The sequence below is a fragment of the Streptosporangium sp. NBC_01810 genome (genome assembly GCF_035917355.1).
In the GTDB taxonomy this organism is placed as follows: Bacteria; Actinomycetota; Actinomycetes; order Streptosporangiales; family Streptosporangiaceae; genus Streptosporangium.
Window position 1 is genome coordinate 7,661,804 of sequence record NZ_CP109070.1, and the last position, 16,460, is coordinate 7,678,263.

Here is a 16,460-nt window from a genome sequence, read left to right on the forward strand (position 1 = left end):
GGGGACGGGCGACCCGTCCCCCTACTCGATGTTTCGGGTCCGCGGGGCTCCTCGCGGCGGCCCGCGCCAAGCGCGACGGCGGCCAGAAGCTGTTCGCTGGGAGACGGCAACGGGTCAGGGCCGTGATCGTCACGGTCGTGGTGGAACTCGAAGATCTGGTGGTCGGCCTCCCGCGTGAAGTCCGGCCTGTTTCTGTTGACGACGCGCCAACGGTCGGGGGTGAGCATGCCTGGGCCATGCACCCCTTACAGGATCATGTGATCGACGCGCCAGGATTTCGGGAAAGTCGGCCACAAGCAGACTCTGTCTAGTTACATAGACGGGGATGTGTCTAGTAGATTAGACTCCGGAGTCATGGTGCGGGGAATGAGGACTGCCGCCGAGGCGGAGAGATGTCTGCGGGCTGCTGCTCGTCGTGCTGAACAAGGCTTCACTGTCAAGGAAATTCCTGGTAAGAACGGTCGGCGGTGAGGTAAGGGATCTCACAAGCTGATCGGCCTGTATGACGAGGACGGGAGTGTGCTTGCTTGGACAACGATCCCGCAGCATCCTGGCGATCTGTCCCCGGTTGTGACCCGGGAGATAGAGGCGACCTTCGAGCCGTACCTTGGGAAGAGGTGGATGGACAAATGAAGCCGGTCTATGAGGTGAGGGCATGGCAGGAGGACGGCTGGTGGCTGGCCCGTGTCATGGCGGCCGGCGACGGTGCTGATTCCACTCCGCTCAACGCTCTCACTCAAGCACGAACTCTGACCAAGATCGAATACATGGCCCGCGACTTGATCGCAACGATTCTCGATGTCGAACAGGACGCGTTCGAGATTGAGTTGATGTACGACCTGCCCAACGATGTTGGAGAGTTGCTGTGTGAGGCGAAGGGCGCTCGTGCATGGTTGGACGCCGCCCAGGAGTTGTGGCAGGAGCGATCCACGATCGCTGCCCGGGCGCTTACCGAAAAGGGCTACTCCCTCCGGGAGACCGCGACGCTGCTGGGGCTCTCCCATCAGCGTGTGGACCAGCTTCTGCGAGTGAACGAAGGCCACGGGCGGAGCAATGTCCTGGCCCTCCAGGTAAAGATCTACAGGAACATGGGTTCCTTCGCGCACTGCACGAAGGTTTCGTCTCTTGAAGACGCGGATGTAGTTCTGGTGCTCCGAAGTGCGGCCGAGGATGGCGAATCCGGAGCTCCTGGCGATGATGAGATGAGGGAAAAGCTCCGGGAGCAGTTGCGAGCAGCCATCGCAGCGTGCCTCTCGCGGACGCGTCAGTCGGTTATAGCCACCGAAGACCCTCAAGAATGCCCGCAAGGAGTGCGGCATCTGAACTTCTAGCGATGACCCGGTGGGCCGCCCAGGCCGGGATAGGCGAGGGCGGTTGTGTCGCGCTGCTGATGCACAACGGTCTTGACCAGGTTCTCGTCTGGTTCGCCCTGGCCCGTCTGGGTGCCGTCCACGCCCCGCTCAACACCGCGCTGTTCGGGGAACGCCTCGGCTACGCCCTGCGGGTGACGCGGGCCTCGGTGCTGGTCGCCGACGCCGAGCTGCTGACGGTCCTCACGCCCGTGCTCGACCGGCTTCCCGAGCTGGACCGGGTCATCGTGCGCGGCGGTTCGAGTGACGGGCGGTTCGAGGACCTGGCCGACCACCGAGGTGAAGGAACCCCGGCTCCCGTCGCCGAGGTCGACGAGCTGGCCGCGGCGACCATGCTGTTCACCTCCGGCACCACCGGTGCTTCCAAGGCGTGCGTTCTCTCCCACCGGTACCTGGCCAGGCAGGGGCAGTTGCACGCCAAGTACCTGGGACTGCGCTCCGACGACGTGCTGTACTGCCCTTTTCCGCTGTTCCACATCGACGCGGCCACGCTGACCGTCGTGGCGGCTCTGGCCTGCCGAGGCACGGCCGCGCTGAGCCGGCGCTTCAGCGCCTCCCGGTTCTGGGCGGAGGTACGCGCGTTTGACGCGTCCGTCTTCAACTTCATGGGCGCGACGCTGACGATCCTGTGGAAACAGCCGCCGTACGCCGGAGACCGCGATCACCGGGTCCGGCTGGCGTGGGGGGTGCCCATGCCCGAGTGGCACCGTGGCTGGGAGGAGCGTTTCGGCATCCCGCTCAGGCAGGTCTACGGCCTGACCGACGGTGGGGTGTCCGTCTACGACCCCGTCGACGGGCCGCGGAAGCCGGGGGCGTGCGGCCGGGTGATCCCGGAGTTCGACGTCCGGATCGAGGACGGCCACGGATCGCCGCTGCCCAGCGGAGAGATCGGTGAGATCGGTGAGATCATGGTGCGCGGTCGCGAGCCGGGGTTGGTGATGAACGGCTACCACGCGATGCCCGAGGCCACGGCACAGGTCTTCCGGAACGGCCGGCTGCGCACCGGTGACCTCGGCAGGTTCGACGACGACGGATACCTGACCTTCGAGGGCAGGCTCAGCGACTCCATCCGGCGGCGGGGCGAGAACATCTCCGCCCACGAGGTGGAACAGGTGCTGATCAGACATCCGGCGGTGCTGGAGGCGGCAGCCATCGGGGTGCCCAGTGAGCTCACCGAGGAGGACGTCAAGGCCGTCGTCGTGCCCAGACCCGGTGCGACGCTGACCCCCGGGGAACTGCACGCGTTCTGCCGGGCCACGGCACCGGGCTACATGGTGCCCCGCTACATCGAGCTGGTGCCGACGCTGCCGAAGACGCCGACGCAGAAGATCGAGAAGTTTCGGCTGCGGCAGGACGGGATCACCCAGGCCACCTGGGACGGCGAGGCCCGGCACGGCTGATTCTCGGTTGTCCCTGGCCTTCAGGTCGGCGTAGGGATCCGGGTCAGGGGCCGGTGAGGCGGCGGTCGCCGTTGGTGGTGACCACGTAGACCTGCCAGTTGTAGTACGCGTAGTAGTTCCTGATGTCCCGCTTGATCTGGCGGGCGTGCAGCTGCACCGCGTCGACGTACGCCCAGGAGTGGTTGTAGGCGTAGAGCGCACGCCGGTAGTCGCGCGGCGCTCCCGAGGCACGCAGGTAGTTGGCCGCGGCGAGCAGGGCGTCGCGGGTGTCCTGGATGTCGCCGCCCATCCCGTAGGCGGCCCAGGTGCCCGGCATGAACTGCATGGGCCCTTTGGCGCCGGTGTGGCTCGGTGACCGTACCCGGCCGAACTTGGTCTCGACGAACATCACCGCCGCCAGGATCTCCCAGTCGACGCCGAACCGGCGCTCGGCGTGCTTGAAGTGGCCGAGCAGGACGTCGGCGGGCTTGGCCGGCTGGACGCGGAACTTCGCCGACCCGCTGATGGGGCGGACCAGGGAGAGCAGGTTCCGGATGGCCGTCACGTTGTCCTTCGCCTGCGCGGCCAGGGACTTCGACAGCTTGGCGTAGGTGCGGGACGCGACCTCCGGGTTGCGGGCCAGGTGGCGGTATATGCGCTGCTGTTGCAGGGCCAGCAGCACCACCGGCTCGGGGGGCTGCCCCTTGCCGGGGTCGCCGTCGCGGATCCAGGCGTCGGTGGCGCGTCGGAGCTCCGCGACGGTACTGGTCAGGGAACGGGCCAGCTTCGCGGGGTCCTTGGGGATCGTCGCCTTCGGATCGGGCAGGGCGGGTTGCGACACCGCCGACTGCTTCGGAGCCGACTGCTCCGGAGCCGACTGTGCCGCTGTCTGACCTGGAGCTGTCTGACCTGGAGCTGTCGCGCTCGGAGCTGCCCGGCTCGGCGCGTTCGATGAGGCGGCACCCGACGAGGCTGCGCAGCCGGAGGTTGCCACGGCCAGGCTGACGAGCGCCGCGGCCATCGGTCTCCACCGGCCTGTACGCACGGTCGGCGGTACGGGCATCGCCCGCCCGCTCGGTCGGTGGCTGTGAATCCCCGCGCGCTGATCACTCATCGGTCTCAACGTACCCGAGCGACGACCTTTCAGGGGCGACAGCCAGAACCAGAGCTACCAGAACCAGAGCTACCAGAACACCCAGGGGCTTTCGCTGCCCCCGCCGAAGGCGGAGGTGCCGCTCCTGCGCCAGCGTTGCCGGACGTCGAGTTTCGCACCCACGCGCTGAGCGGTGATGGTGAACGGGCCGCAGGTGGCGACCGCGCCGTCGCCGGCCGGTGACAGACCGGTGCAGATCATGGGGGGGACACGTTGCTATCGGCGTCGGTGTTGTACAGCTGGACATGTACGTCCGAGCGCACATCGGCGGCGCCCCGGATACGGCCGAGGAGATGGAAGACATCGCCGACCAGGGCGATGCAGGGTGACATCTGCGTGCCGGTGCCATCTCCGGCGGAGAGCCACGACCTGCACCCCACTGGGGTTCTGGTTGTTCGGAAGCGGGGGTGTCTGCCGGTCCTTCGGTTTCCGGTGTGACCTCCGTCTTCGGCCGTGTGGGTTTCGGCAACGGCCTGGCGGTGACCTCGTCCTTCTTGGCGGGCTCAGTGGCGGTGATCGGCGGGGTGCTGGGCGCCGTCTTGGGCGCCGTCTTGGGCACCGTCTTGGCCTTGGGCTTGGGCTTGGGCTTGGGTGGAGGGGACTCTTCCGAGGAGGGGGCGTCGGTTTGCGGGATCGGTGGTGTGTTCCGGGCCGTCATGGGAGCCAGGGCGGCCGCGGTCGTGGAACGCTCTGCCGGCGTGGTGAGACCGGCCTCGCCGGAGGAGTTCACGACCAGGGCTACGGCGGCTGAGGCGGCCAGCGCGGTCGTGACCGCCGCCGCGCCCCTCTCTGTCAGACTCTCGTGAGACATGGGACATGCAAGTCCTTTTGATGTGAAGCAGGGCGAGACGGGACGATCCACTGCCAGCCGGGCTGATCGGCGAGCTGACCAACCGTCGGTCGCGCGGCATCGAAGCCGTCAGCCCTCACCGACGCCGGTTGGCGCGGCGAGCAGCCGTTCCACCTCGTGGCCGGCCTCGTCGCACCCGGCGTCCCACAGCCGCTGCAGCTCGCGCAGGTCACCCACCGTGACCGCGCGTCGCGTGAGCAGGTGCCCGGCCCGCATGCAGCCCTCGTCCAGCAGGTCGCTCAGCTCTTCGAGGTCACCACGAGCGTCGGCAAGGTCGGCCAGGCGGTCCAGGGCCGTCTCGTTGCCCTCGTCGGCCAACGCGCGGAGGGTGTCCCGGTCAGGGTTCATGTTCGCCATGGCAACATGCTGCAACCCTGCCCTTGGGGCAAGGTCAAGTGGGAGAACATGGAGAGGTGATTACCATCGGCCGGCTCGCCCGGTACGCCGGCGTTTCGATCAAGACGATTCGGGTCTACCACGACAAGGGGCTGCTGCCTGAGCCCGACCGTGACTCCTCCGGTTACCGGCGTTACACCGCCCAACACGCCATCGACCTGATCAAGATCCGCACCTTGGCCGAAGCCGGAGTCCCCCTGGCCCGCATCCGGGAACTTCGCGCAGCCTCCGATGAGGACTTCCGAGAAGCTCTCCACCAAGTGGACACCGACCTCACCGCCCGAATCCGAGGCTTGCGAGAAACCCAACGGCGGCTGCGACGGCTCGCGGCCGGCCGCCTCCAGACACTTCTCCCCGAAGTCAGCGGCCACCTCGAGCAGTTGCCCGAACTTGGGTTCAGCCCGCGATGGGTCGCCCTTGAGACCGACCTGTGGATTCTGGTCTTCGCCACCCACCCCGATACCGCTATCGAGTTGTTTCACGACCAGGCCCAGGCCCTCACCGATCCCGCGCTACGTCAGATCTACCTCGACTACGACCGCGCCCACGACCTCGACCCGCACGACTCCCGCGTTGACGACCTCGCCCGACGCATCGTCCGCGCGACCCGAGGACGATACGGATCCGGCGATCTTCCTGGGCAGAACACCGGCTCTGAGATCCCGACACTGATCCAAGGAGCGGTCAACGCCTCATCACCGGCATGGCAACGACTCGACGCCTTGGTCCGAGACCAGCTCCTCCGCACCTGACGTCAACATTCCCAGACGCACCACCACGCCGCTACAGGCCGGGGCCGGGATTCATAGAGAAACGCTGTCAGAGAACCCGGCCATCTCCAGCCTGGTGGAGGTCGACCGGACCGTCAGCCGAGCCGACACGGACAGCCTGGCCGGACGCATCGCGCCGGCCACCGAGATCCTCAACGGGCACTGCGTCAGTGTCCGGAATCTCTGGAGCGCCTCACTCTGGCTTGGGTTCGGGCGCCGGTTATGGTCAACTCTTGCGGGTGAGCGCTGTCCTTGGGAGCCTGATCGCCGTCCTCGGGACCCTGCTGGGGTCCTTCAGCACCTACCTGTTCCAGCAGCGGACCGCGATGCGGGCTGAGGCGGTCGCGCGCGAGGAGCGGCTGCGCCAGGAACGTCTGGCCGCCTACAGCGAGTTCGCCGCCGCGGTGACCGAGCTCAAGCGCGCTGTCGTCGCCGTGTGGCTCCGGCGGTCGGATCCTGCCGAACTCAACCATGCGCTCGCCGAGGCCGACCGCCTGGGCGCCCTGGCCGAGACTGCACGCTTTCGGCTGCGGCTGGTGTCAGGCCGGCCCGAGCCGCTCGCCGACGCCGCGTTCGCACACATGGACGCGCTGCGCGGCGCGGCAGACCAGGCCGAGCTCAAGATCCGTGAGGTGGAGTTCGAAGCCACGGTGTCGGCGTTCATCACGGCCGCCGCAGAGCGCCTCGTCGCACCTCGACGCGCCGCACTGTAGTCCAACCATCGCGGCGGCGAAGGCCCAGGAGTTGCTCGTCCTCGCCGGTATTCCGCACGCTGGAAGATCACGGACTGGCATTCCGCGCGCGGGAAGATCACGGAGTGCTGTCGAAACTCGGCGACACGTGCTGACAAGCGCTGCCGGAACTCGCCGACGACCAAGAAGGGGGACCGGCGGGCCCGTGGAACCCCGCCCATCCGGCGCGACAGCCGGGCCACCACGCTGACCAGAAAGCGAAAACAACCCTCAGCCGAACCGCTCAGCCGACCGCACGAAGATCATGAAAGATCGAGGCTGAGTTGCTTATTTCCGCAAATAAGGGAAGGAGGGGACGTACGTCAAACACCTGCCACTCTCGGACATATGCCCTAATGTTCATCGCCATGAAGACTCGTGCGATCATGGTGGCTGCCGGGGCGTCCGTCCTGCTCTTCTCTGGTACGACCAGTGCCTACGCGTATCCGGTCAACGATGCCTCGGACCTGACCAACAATTCTCTTTACGCCGCCGGTAAGCTCCCCGCCGCGGCATGTGCGAAGAAACCCGCCAAGGGAAAGACCCTGGCCTCGGTCACGAAACACGTCAACGCGGTCATCTCCTGCCTGAACAACACCTGGGGTTCCTACCTCAAGGAAGCCAACCTGCAGTTCGTCCCGACCCTGGTGGAGATGAAGGGCAGCAAGTACAAGACCGACTGCCGAGGGCGGACGCTGAGCCCGAAGAAATCAGCGGTCTTCTACTGCGGAAGACGCGCCAACTTCATCGTGCAGATCCGTTCTGACTGGATCAAGGCGTCCGACGACGTTCAGATTTTTGCGCAGCTGAACTCGGCGTACGGCGAGCACGTGCTGAACATGGTCGACATCACCGAGGCCTACAACGCCCTGCGCGCCGACGACGGCACTGAGATGTCCGAACAGCTTCGCCGCTACAACCTGCAGGCGCAGTGCATCAGCGGAGTAACCGCCAAGAGTCTGTGGCCCGCTCTTGGCTACCCCGCCAAGGATGCCAAACGCCTGGCGGGCCTGGCGAAGGCCGGGGCAGACAAGGGCAAGGTCGGCATCTTCGGCCAGGGTGTCAACCTGGCCTACTGGTTCAACCGGGGCCATTCCACCGGCAACCCCAAGTCGTGCAACACCTGGACCGCCCCGGCCGGCAAGGTCGCGTAGCCCGTCGCGGCGGAGTCCTGTTGCCGCCGTTTTTCCGTTCGACGGCACGGCTCTCGCTTTGCGGGCGCCGTGCCGGACCTGGATTGGGGGGCTACGAGGGTTCCGGATGGTTTCAACCCTAATGGGCTGTCTGTCCGGAACCCTCGTACTGAGCCGATCATAAGTTCTGGGACTTTTGAGAAGATCGGAAGGCGCGTCGGCCCTGCTGGAGTGGCAGGCGGACCACCTGGACCTCCGGAAAATCTCAATATTTATGATCGCCTCAGTAGCCCCCAGACGCTCGCGGCAGGCTCCAAGCTGGCACTGTGCGAACAGCACGGGGCATCGCGCAACACGGTCCGTCAGGCTCTCGACGAGCTGAAATGCGAGGGATTGATCGTGATCCGGCACGGCAAGGGCCATTTCGTCCAATCCGTGCGGGATTGAGACGTCTTGGGACGTCTCGTTTCGAGCTCTGGATTCATTCCGGGGACCGGCGTCTATCGTGGGCCGCATGGGACAAGCCGAGTGGGCGCGTGACCTGGCCAGGCAACTGCTGGAGAAGCCATTGCCGCGCCGGCGGGCACACACCCAGGGAGTGGCCGCGCGTGCCGAGACGCTGGCACCGATCCTCGGGGAGGAAGCCGACCTGCTGACCGCCTCGGCCTGGCTGCACGACATCGGATATGCACCCGAGCTGGTCGACACCGGCTTCCATCCGCTGGACGGTGCCCGCTACCTACGCGACGTGCACCAGGCCGATGGCCAGCTGGCCCGGCTGGTCGCGCACCACTCGTGTGCGGTCTGCGAGGCGACCGAGCGTGGCCTGCTCGACGCACTGAACGAGGAGTTCGATCGGGAACGTCCGGAGCTGGTGGAGGCGCTGACCTACTGCGACATGACCACCAGCCCGGACGGCCTCGTCCTGGACGTTGATGCCCGTCTCACGGAGGTCCACTCTCGGTACGGCCCCGAGTACCTGGTCAGTCGCTCGATCAGCACGCGACCCCGTGCATCATCTCGGCCGTGCGCGCCGTACAGGCCGCGTCGGCGCGAAGCTAGTCCTGACGAGAGGACATCAGACGACATGACACCCCCCACGGGCTGCTACTCGTGTGAGCAGGAAGCGCAGTTCGACGTGCTGCCGCCACGGGAGAGGGTTGCCTTCGACGAGCACTGGCGCGTGGTCCATGCCATCAACACGGCGCTGCCGGGGTGGCTGGTGCTGGTTCCTCGTCGCCACGTCACCGCGATCGCTGCCCTGACCGATGCCGAGACGGCCACTCTCGGTGCCTGGCAGGTCCGCCTGTCACGGGCGCTGCACGAGGTAACCGGCTGCATGAAGACATACGTGGTGCAGTTCGCCGAGCTGGAGGGCTTTCAGCACGTGCACTTCCACGTCGTGCCGCGCATGAGCGACCTGCCACGAGAACTGCGCGGGCGCGGGGTGTTCGACCTACTGGGGCATACCGGCGAGGATGCCGTTTCCGCCGATCAGATGGATGAGATCGCGGTGAGGCTCGGTCGGTCTCTCCAGTGACCACGGTTCGCAGCCGGGTGCCGGATCTTCACCCGTAGGTGCCTGATCCGACGCGCCCGTACGACGCATCAGGCAGGGCGCCTTACCCGATGTGCGGCAGCGCCCTGCCGGTCAGGAAGTGGCCGATGCGCAGCCGCATCGACCGATCCATGGTCAGTGAGTCGACCTGGTCGCGGGGTACCCACCGCACTTCGCGGGACTCGTCGCTCGTGGTCGGCTCGCCGCTGATCGGTCGGCCACACAGCACGATGGAGAACTCCTGGCGGGCCTCGCCGTTGGAGGTGTAGAGGATGACGTGCCTGGGGTCGGTGTAGGTGCCGACCAGGCCGGTGATCTCGCAGGTGATCCCGGTCTCCTCCAGCGTCTCCCGGATGGCCGCGTCCGGCAGGGACTCGCCGAGGTCGATGGCGCCGCCGGGGACGGCCCAGTTGTCGTTGTCGGTACGGTGGATCATCAGGATGTCCCCGGCGTCGTTGACGACCACGACGTTCACCGAGGGGACCAGGCTGTTGGGCGCGGGCGCTGAGGGGTCGTCGTAGAAGTCCAGCCGGCGGGCCATGGCTTAGGACTCTACCGGGGTGGCCCGGTTCCAGACGGCTTCGAAACTGTCGAGGTAGGTCGAGACCATGTCTCCGCCGGTGACCTTGCGCAGGTGCATGACCGGTGCGTCCGCGGCGAACCTGCCGTAGACGTGGGTGTTGACGAGAAGCTGGTCGTCGCCGCGGTAGATGGAGTTGTACAGGACGGTGTCGTGCAGCTGGATCTCCACCCCGTCGCACTGCCCCAGCGACTGGTAGAGGAGCAGCGCCATCCTGCTCTGGGAGGCCATGCCCTCCTCAAGACCACCGTCCGCGCCGTGCCGCGCGACCTCTGTACAGGAGGGATCTCCGAGCAGGATCCGTACCCGTACACCTGCCTGCGCCTTCTCGGCGAACAGGCGCATGAGGCCGGTGTCCTGGGCGATGAAGATGCCGCTGTAGACCAGCACACCGATCTCCCGCTCGGCCGCAGAGAACAGACGTCCCCAGGTGTCCTTGGGTACGGCCCAGCGGTGCGGGTAGACGGTGGCGATCTCGCTCTCGGACACCGCCGCGGTCTGCTGGGAGGTCAGCGCGCCCGGCCACAGGTACGCCTCCTGCACGCCGAGGAGTTTGGCGACCGCGAATCGATGCTTTCGGTACGGTATGCGGCCCTGGGTGATCCAGCGCTCCACGGTCTTGGCGTCGACTCCGACGGCCTCGGCCAGCGCGTCGACCGTGGTGCCGTGTTCGAGCAGGGCCACCCGCAACCGCTCGTTCGCCATCTCACCTGCCCGTAGAAGGGGACGTTCAGGGACCTGGCAATCGTAGACCGGATGTCTGGAACATGTCCCAACCTGTAGTGATCTCGTCCTGACTCTCTGTCGCACTCTCGGTATCGCACGGCACCACCGACAGCGACCGAGAGGAGAGACAACAGTGATCAACTAAGGGCCATCCGTTCTCCTCCTCGGCCTACTCCGCCGTCTGGCAGGAGGCTCGACGGCTCGCCCTCGCTCCCGAACAGGTCGTCTCCGCCGTTGGCGGCCCGGCCGTACGACCTGAGGCACGCGGTGGTCTCTCTGTGGCTGTCCCGCCGACTGAGGTAGCCCAGCGTGCTGGCCACGGGTGGACGCGCTCCTCCGTGTCTACGCGAAATGCCTCGAAGGGCAGCGAGATCGTGCCAACGGTCAGATCACCAAAGCTCTCGAAGATTGACAGACAGCGCTACACGAGAGGCCCCGGCGAACCCGAGGCCTCTCGTGTTTTCTGGCTGCGGGCTACTTGGATTACCGGTGGCCAACTCTTCCCTGGTGATTGCGGATGCTCTCTGAAGTTCCGGCGTAGTTACAGCCTCCGTATCCGCACCTGATCCAGGCGCCGCTCTGGACAGCTTCATTGGTCACGGGTCGGCCTGGTCCGTAGCCATGCTTGTGCAGTAGTCGCGGTACAGAGCCGCCGTACTCCGCGGCCAACAGTGCAGCCTCGGCGATCTTGTCGTGTCCGCGGGCAAAGAAAGAGCCGATGCCGGTCTCCTCGCCGCAGCCACACCAGCACGTGCCGGTAGGGATAAGTCTGGGTAGCTTGGGACTAGTCATGCCTTCAAGATAAGTAACCTGGAAGATTAATCAAGGAGGGGGAACAAGGTTGAGGCCTTTAGGTGACGTCCGGTAGGTCTTGCGGGCGGCCGTTGCTCGGAAGGCCGTTCTGACGGAGAAGCTCGACGCGTGCTGAGTTTCTGCGTCACGAGGTGAGGGCGAAGGGGGTGTGAATTGAGCTCTGGTCTGGCGAAACGCTTCCAAGATCATCACGTGTATATTCCGTGAACGGCGGCTCAAGGCCGCTCACGGTGGCCTACGGCTGCATAGGGGAACATGCCGCTTCGGGGGAGAACTCCCAAGTCAGACGGCAAGCCACAAGGTCAACTAGGTGCCCCCGGCATGATTCGAACATGCGACACCCGCTTTAGGAGAGCGGTGCTCTATCCCCTGAGCTACGGAGGCAGGGGCTCTTAGTAAGAGTAGCGAAAGTAGCGAGTGGTTGCGCGCTCGGAGGGGGAGTCGGGGCGGACTGTGGGTTATCGGTTCGCTCGGCTGGAGTAAAAGGGCGGCAAGTGGGCGGGTGTGCGAGGTTGGGCGGGGTTAGCGTCACGCTCCGTGATTGACAGGCGACGGAAGCGCATTCGTGGGCGTAGGGCGCTGCGGCCGGTGGTGCTGTGTGGCGCGATGCTGGCGCCCGCGCTTCTGGCCGGAGGGTTGCTGGTGGCCAAGCTCACGGGCTACGAGGCGACCATCCGGATGGCTGATGCCGGTACGGGGCCTGACGGGCTCGGAGACGGCGAAAAATCCCATAAGGGCCTAGGTCTCCGGGAGAGGGGCCGCCAGGGATATGAGGGCGGAGGCCAGGGACCTGAAGAGAGGGAAGGGGCCTGGGACGGCGCGACATCCCGGGTTGAGGCCGGTGATGGCGCAGGGCCATGGGCGGGGACGGGCTATGGCGCTGAGTCCCGGACGGAGGCTGGGAGCGGTGCTGGGCCCCAATCCGGGTTTCAAGTCGCGCCCCAAGCTGGGCACCGAGGTGGGCCCCAAGCCGGGTCTCAAGCTGCGTCCCAGATGGGAGCAGGGAGCGTGGGGCTCCGGACGGGAAGTGGCACAGGGGCGCTGGATGAAAGGGGCGACGCGGTAGCCGTGGTCCCGGTCGCGGTCGGGGCCGTGCAAAGCGGGATCTTCGGGCCGAGGCTGCTGCCTCCGCCCCTGCGACCGGAGCGGGTGTACGGAGGGTGGGTGCCCGTCGCCGCGAAATCGGAAGCGGGCCGTTCGGTCGGCGGGCAGAAAGAGTCGGGCGGGACGGGCCAACTGGGGCATCCGGGCGGGATGAACGGGGCGGGTGAACTGGGGCGACCGGGCGGGATGAACGGAGCGGGCGAACCGGGCGGGTTGAGCCAGCCGAGTCAGCCGGATGTGGTCGTACCTGTAAGAGTCCCCAGAGGCCCCAGGGGGCCGCGGAGGGTGGCGTTGCGCCCGCAGGTGGAGCCCGAGCCCAAGAAGGAGCAGGCGCCGTCGCCGGAGCCGTGGGACGGCTGTCCGGGGGAGTGGCGGGGGACGTGGCTCTGGGAGGTCTGCAAGAAGCACGCGCGGCAAGAAGTCTGACTTGTCCGGTCACAAAAAGGGGTGTTCGGCGCATAGCGGCTGTGGAGGTCTGGCCCGTGCAGTTGGTCAGCTGTAGTAGCGTGCGTGCCTGACCCAGGTCACGAGTTCGCAAACGGAGGGGTCGAACGTGCCACCTCGTCGATCAGCGGGTCTGATCGCCGTCGTCGCGACGATGCTTTCCCTCCTGCCGGGAGCCGCTGCCGCGCAGCGGGCGCCGGTGGAGGTTCAGGCCGTCGTCGCCGCCGAGCCGGTGAATCTCACAGAGCTGCGTCGCGAGGCGGAGAAGGCGACGAAGGATCTTGAGGCCGCGACCAAGGCGCTGGAGCAGCGGCGGACCCAGATCCGTGACTCGGAGAAGCAGCTCACGGCCAAGCTGAGGGAGCTGCAGGTGGCCGAGATGGCTTTCGAGCAGGTACGGCAGCCGCTCTCGGACCTGGTCGGACTCCTCTACCAGCAGCCCATCAGCGGCGAGGTGGCCGGTTTCCTGTCCGGCGAGTCCAATACGGACACTCTGCGGGCCATGGCCGGTGTCACCCAGCTCGTTGCCGAGCAAGACCTGATCCTCAAGGACAGCAGCCGACTGCAGCTGGAGCGGGAACGGCTGGCGGGTGAGGCGCAGGAGCTCCGGGCGACCAACCTCCTCGCGGAGGCACAGATGGGTGCCGAGATCGAGACGCTCAGGGCGCGCTCGCAGAAGATCGTGCAATCCCTGACCAAGGCGCTGGTGAAGCTGGGCGTCAAGATCAACAAGAATGGGCAGCCGGCGGCCGGGTGTGACCCGACCCGGGCGACCTCGATGGACGATTTTCCCAACGGGCTCATCCCGCAGGCGTACCTCTGCCCGCTCCAGCAGCCGGGCAACCAGCTACGAGGCGACGCCGCGCTCGCGTTCATCAGCCTCAACGAGGCGTACAAGCGGCGGTTCGGCAGGCCCATATGCGTGACCGACAGCTACCGGAACCTGGCCGAGCAGCAGTCGGTCTACTACCGCCGCCCCGGCTTCGCCGCGGTTCCCGGGCGGAGCAACCACGGCCTGGGGCTCGCGGTCGACCTGTGCGGGGGCGTTGAGCGCTTCCGCTCGGCCGAGTTCAACTGGGTGGAGGCCAACGGCAAGCAGTTCGGCTGGATCCACCCTCAGTGGGCCTACGTCAGCCCCTTCGAGCCCTGGCACTGGGAGTACGACCCCAGGCTCGGCTCCCTGCTGTGAGGAGGCGGTCAGTCACCGTTCCGCGGATGCTTGTGACCGGGGGTCGGGCAACTGACCAAAGAGCTGCTCCCGGTATGTCGGGATCTTCCTTGGCGCGAGGGCGTCGAAGGAGTTAGGGAGTCTTCGTGGTCGCGTGGCTAGCGATCATGACGAGGGCTGGTGTTGCCGCACGACTGGACGGTTTTCCAGCTGTGCGGTGCTCGTCGTCGGGTCAGATTTCGAGGCCGAGATGAACGCACTCCTGCACCGCTGGGCGCTCACCTCCACCTCGGCCGGCATCGGCCACTTCTGAGCGGGCACGGCAGCCACGCCCCTTCCCCGGTCCAGGCCGCCGTGCCGTCATCAACGCACCACGCGGGCGCGACAAGGCGTCCGTGCGGTGCGTGACGCGGGCGGGTGTGCTCATCATGCATGCATGCCTGCGGATGAGCACACCCGCCCGCGCCCGCCCGCCAGGCAGGAGCACCCAGGTGACCAAGCCCGGGACAGACGCCACCACAGCACGACCCGTTCGAGCCCTGGCGCTGGGAGCACGCTCCTGAGAATCACCTCGCGCGAGCGCCGATCGTGATGGAGAGCCGTCCGCCTGCCTGGGCGGAGGCCAGTTCGGTTGCCTGGGCCGAGGTGGTGGCCAGTACGACGAGGGCGCCTCGCTCCGACTTCTCGTCCGGAGTGGCCAGGACCGTGACGTCCTCGGCCACGGTCATCGCGGGGGCGGTGCCGTCCCACGTCGAGGTGGCGGCGGCGAGCACGTCCACCACGTCACCCGGCGAGAGTAGGCGCGCGGTCTCGGGGTCGGCGACGCGGACCGGAGTGGCGACCGTTCCCGGAGCGTGGGCGGCCAGCAGGCCGGGGCCGAGCAGGCGGACATCGGTCAGCGGCTCCCCGCGCCGCGCGGGACCGGCCAGGATCTTTCCGGCGAACGGTGTGCCAGGTCTCAGGGCGCCGTCGGGGACCGTGCCGGGCCTCAGGGCCGCGGGTGTCAGATCGGTCCCCTTCAGCACGCCGCCGGGAAGATCCCTGGCGGCGGTCAGGACGATCACCGAGGCGGTGTCCGGGCGCAGGGCCAGCACGGCGCATCCCATCGCCAGGGCGGCGACGAGGGCGGAGAGCAGGCGATGACGGCGGCCGAGGAGGCGGCGTAGGGCGCGCATGGCTGACTCCAGAAGCGGGAGCCGGGCGGCGCGGTGCCCGTGACGGAACGCCCCGCCGGGCGGCGGGACGCGATGATTCCTGATGTATGACGTGGGCGGGACGATTTCCACCGGCTGACGGGAGCGAAATCATGCCCAGTGGGTGATTTTCGGGTGGTGAGCCCCTCAGGAGAGCGTGGGCTTGGCCGAGGAGGCCGAAAGGGAGTTCGGCCGTCCGGGGCGTGCGGGCAGCGGATGACAGGAGTGGTGGTCTCCTCGGAAAGGCGTGGGCTCAGTTGGGGAGGTCGAAGGGGAGTTTCAGGCCGTCCAGGGCGGTGGGGCAGGGGCAGGTGCGGTCTTCGGGGAGGGCGGCGACGACGTCGGTGATCAGGGAACGCATCCGGGTGACGTTGGTGGCGAAGAAGGCGAGGACCTCCTCGTGGGTGACCCCCTCACCTGCCTCGACCCCGGCGTCGTGGTCGGTGACCAGGGAGATCGAGGTGTAGCAGAGGGCCAGCTCGCGGGCGAGGATGGCCTCGGGGAAGCCGGTCATGCCGACGATCGACCAGCCGTTGCCGCTGAACCAGCGGGACTCCGCGCGGGTCGAGAAGCGAGGGCCCTGGATGACCACGAGGGTGCCGCCGTCGGACACCCCCCAGTCGGAGGAACGCGCGCTGGAGACCGCCGCCTCGCGGCCCGAGGGGCAGTAGGGGTCGGCGAAGGCGACATGGACGACGCCGCCCTCGTCGTAGTAGGTCTGCGTGCGGCCGGAGGTGCGGTCGACGAGCTGGTCGGGGACGACCAGGGCGCCGGGGCCGAGATCGGGGCGCAGCGAGCCGACCGCGCTGGGGGCGAGGACCTGGCGTACGCCGAGAGAGCGCAGCGCCCACAGGTTCGCCCGGTAGGGGATGAGGTGCGGCGGGAAGCGGTGGTCGCGGCCGTGGCGGGGCAGGAACGCGACCGAGCGTGACCCGATGTGGCCGACGGTGACGACGTCGCTCGGCGGCCCGTACGGTGTGGTGATCTCGACCTCTGTGGCGTCGTCGAGCAATGAGTAGAAGCCCGAGCCGCCGATGACCCCGATGTCCGCGCGAGTGACCATGGCGCCGAGATTAGCGCTACCGGCCGCCT

At 67.2% G+C, this 16,460-nt stretch carries 18 protein-coding genes and 1 tRNA gene; 11 read left to right on the plus strand and 8 right to left on the minus strand.

Translation table 11 applies throughout. From position 1 onward, the window contains the following. Positions 1 to 629: 629 nt before the first annotated feature. Together OIE13_RS34650 and OIE13_RS34655 are read left to right on the plus strand one after the other, a co-directional pair. Complete coding sequence (locus OIE13_RS34650) at positions 630 to 1,331, plus strand: hypothetical protein (RefSeq protein WP_326645119.1); 702 nt, start codon at positions 630 to 632, stop codon at positions 1,329 to 1,331. A 2-nt stretch (positions 1,332 to 1,333) separates the two neighbouring features. Further along, complete coding sequence (locus tag OIE13_RS34655; RefSeq protein WP_326829294.1) at positions 1,334 to 2,770, plus strand: AMP-binding protein; 1,437 nt, start codon at positions 1,334 to 1,336, stop codon at positions 2,768 to 2,770. Positions 2,771 to 2,813: 43 nt separating this feature from the next. Here the strand turns inward: OIE13_RS34655 and OIE13_RS34660 are convergent, their stop codons facing one another. Together OIE13_RS34660 and OIE13_RS34665 are read right to left on the minus strand one after the other, a co-directional pair. Then, positions 2,814 to 3,590, minus strand: coding sequence for a lytic transglycosylase domain-containing protein (locus tag OIE13_RS34660; protein ID WP_326645114.1), 777 nt, complete (start codon positions 3,588 to 3,590; stop codon positions 2,814 to 2,816). Between the two features lie 342 nt (positions 3,591 to 3,932). Next, a complete protein-coding gene (locus OIE13_RS34665) occupies positions 3,933 to 4,103 on the minus strand; it encodes a hypothetical protein (RefSeq protein ID WP_326645113.1) in 171 nt (56 codons plus the stop codon). A 233-nt stretch (positions 4,104 to 4,336) separates the two neighbouring features. Here OIE13_RS34665 and OIE13_RS34670 point away from each other — a divergent pair, with 233 nt between their 5' ends. Then, entirely contained in the window at positions 4,337 to 4,708 is a 372-nt protein-coding gene (locus tag OIE13_RS34670) for a hypothetical protein (protein WP_326829295.1), read from the plus strand. 113 nt (positions 4,709 to 4,821) lie between these two features. On the opposite strand, the gene OIE13_RS34675 is transcribed toward OIE13_RS34670, so the two are convergent. Beyond that, complete coding sequence (locus OIE13_RS34675) at positions 4,822 to 5,100, minus strand: hypothetical protein (protein ID WP_326829296.1); 279 nt, start codon at positions 5,098 to 5,100, stop codon at positions 4,822 to 4,824. Between the two features lie 65 nt (positions 5,101 to 5,165). Between OIE13_RS34675 and OIE13_RS34680 the strand changes: the two genes are divergently transcribed. The 5 genes from OIE13_RS34680 (at position 5,166) to OIE13_RS34700 (ending at position 9,322) form a co-directional block, all read left to right on the plus strand. Beyond that, the gene (locus OIE13_RS34680; protein WP_326829297.1) at positions 5,166 to 5,900 is read left to right on the plus strand and encodes a MerR family transcriptional regulator; all 735 of its coding nucleotides are present in this window, start codon (positions 5,166 to 5,168) and stop codon (positions 5,898 to 5,900) included. Between the two features lie 257 nt (positions 5,901 to 6,157). Then, positions 6,158 to 6,631, plus strand: a complete 474-nt coding sequence (locus OIE13_RS34685; RefSeq protein WP_326645105.1) for a hypothetical protein — start codon at positions 6,158 to 6,160, stop codon at positions 6,629 to 6,631. Between the two features lie 386 nt (positions 6,632 to 7,017). Further along, the gene (locus OIE13_RS34690) at positions 7,018 to 7,803 is read left to right on the plus strand and encodes a neutral zinc metallopeptidase (protein WP_326645103.1); all 786 of its coding nucleotides are present in this window, start codon (positions 7,018 to 7,020) and stop codon (positions 7,801 to 7,803) included. 210 nt (positions 7,804 to 8,013) lie between these two features. After that, complete coding sequence (locus OIE13_RS34695) at positions 8,014 to 8,229, plus strand: winged helix-turn-helix domain-containing protein (protein ID WP_326829298.1); 216 nt, start codon at positions 8,014 to 8,016, stop codon at positions 8,227 to 8,229. A gap of 67 nt (positions 8,230 to 8,296) precedes the next feature. After that, positions 8,297 to 9,322 carry an HD domain-containing protein gene (locus OIE13_RS34700; RefSeq protein WP_326645100.1) on the plus strand — a complete coding sequence of 342 codons (1,026 nt, stop codon included), beginning with the start codon at positions 8,297 to 8,299 and terminating at the stop codon, positions 9,320 to 9,322. An 82-nt stretch (positions 9,323 to 9,404) separates the two neighbouring features. Here OIE13_RS34700 and OIE13_RS34705 read toward each other — a convergent pair whose 3' ends face one another. From OIE13_RS34705 to OIE13_RS34715, 3 genes are all read right to left on the minus strand, one after another. Beyond that, a complete protein-coding gene (locus OIE13_RS34705) occupies positions 9,405 to 9,881 on the minus strand; it encodes an NUDIX hydrolase (RefSeq protein ID WP_326645098.1) in 477 nt (158 codons plus the stop codon). Positions 9,882 to 9,884: 3 nt separating this feature from the next. Beyond that, a complete protein-coding gene (locus OIE13_RS34710) occupies positions 9,885 to 10,625 on the minus strand; it encodes an XRE family transcriptional regulator (RefSeq protein ID WP_326645097.1) in 741 nt (246 codons plus the stop codon). A gap of 1,145 nt (positions 10,626 to 11,770) precedes the next feature. Further along, positions 11,771 to 11,843 (minus strand) — tRNA-Arg (locus OIE13_RS34715). A 1,005-nt stretch (positions 11,844 to 12,848) separates the two neighbouring features. Here OIE13_RS34715 and OIE13_RS34720 point away from each other — a divergent pair. The 3 genes from OIE13_RS34720 (at position 12,849) to OIE13_RS34730 (ending at position 14,488) form a co-directional block, all read left to right on the plus strand. Further along, on the plus strand, positions 12,849 to 12,989 hold the full coding sequence (locus tag OIE13_RS34720) for a hypothetical protein (protein WP_326645027.1): 141 nt from the start codon (positions 12,849 to 12,851) through the stop codon (positions 12,987 to 12,989). A 127-nt stretch (positions 12,990 to 13,116) separates the two neighbouring features. Continuing rightward, on the plus strand, positions 13,117 to 14,196 hold the full coding sequence (locus OIE13_RS34725; protein ID WP_326829299.1) for a D-alanyl-D-alanine carboxypeptidase family protein: 1,080 nt from the start codon (positions 13,117 to 13,119) through the stop codon (positions 14,194 to 14,196). A gap of 133 nt (positions 14,197 to 14,329) precedes the next feature. Continuing rightward, positions 14,330 to 14,488 carry a hypothetical protein gene (locus OIE13_RS34730; protein WP_326645024.1) on the plus strand — a complete coding sequence of 53 codons (159 nt, stop codon included), beginning with the start codon at positions 14,330 to 14,332 and terminating at the stop codon, positions 14,486 to 14,488. Between the two features lie 253 nt (positions 14,489 to 14,741). Here OIE13_RS34730 and OIE13_RS34735 read toward each other — a convergent pair whose 3' ends face one another. Both OIE13_RS34735 and OIE13_RS34740 read right to left on the minus strand, forming a co-directional pair. Beyond that, a complete protein-coding gene (locus tag OIE13_RS34735) occupies positions 14,742 to 15,350 on the minus strand; it encodes an RcpC/CpaB family pilus assembly protein (protein WP_326645022.1) in 609 nt (202 codons plus the stop codon). Between the two features lie 271 nt (positions 15,351 to 15,621). Beyond that, the gene (locus OIE13_RS34740; RefSeq protein ID WP_326829300.1) at positions 15,622 to 16,431 is read right to left on the minus strand and encodes an S-methyl-5'-thioadenosine phosphorylase; all 810 of its coding nucleotides are present in this window, start codon (positions 16,429 to 16,431) and stop codon (positions 15,622 to 15,624) included. Positions 16,432 to 16,460 lie beyond the last annotated feature (29 nt).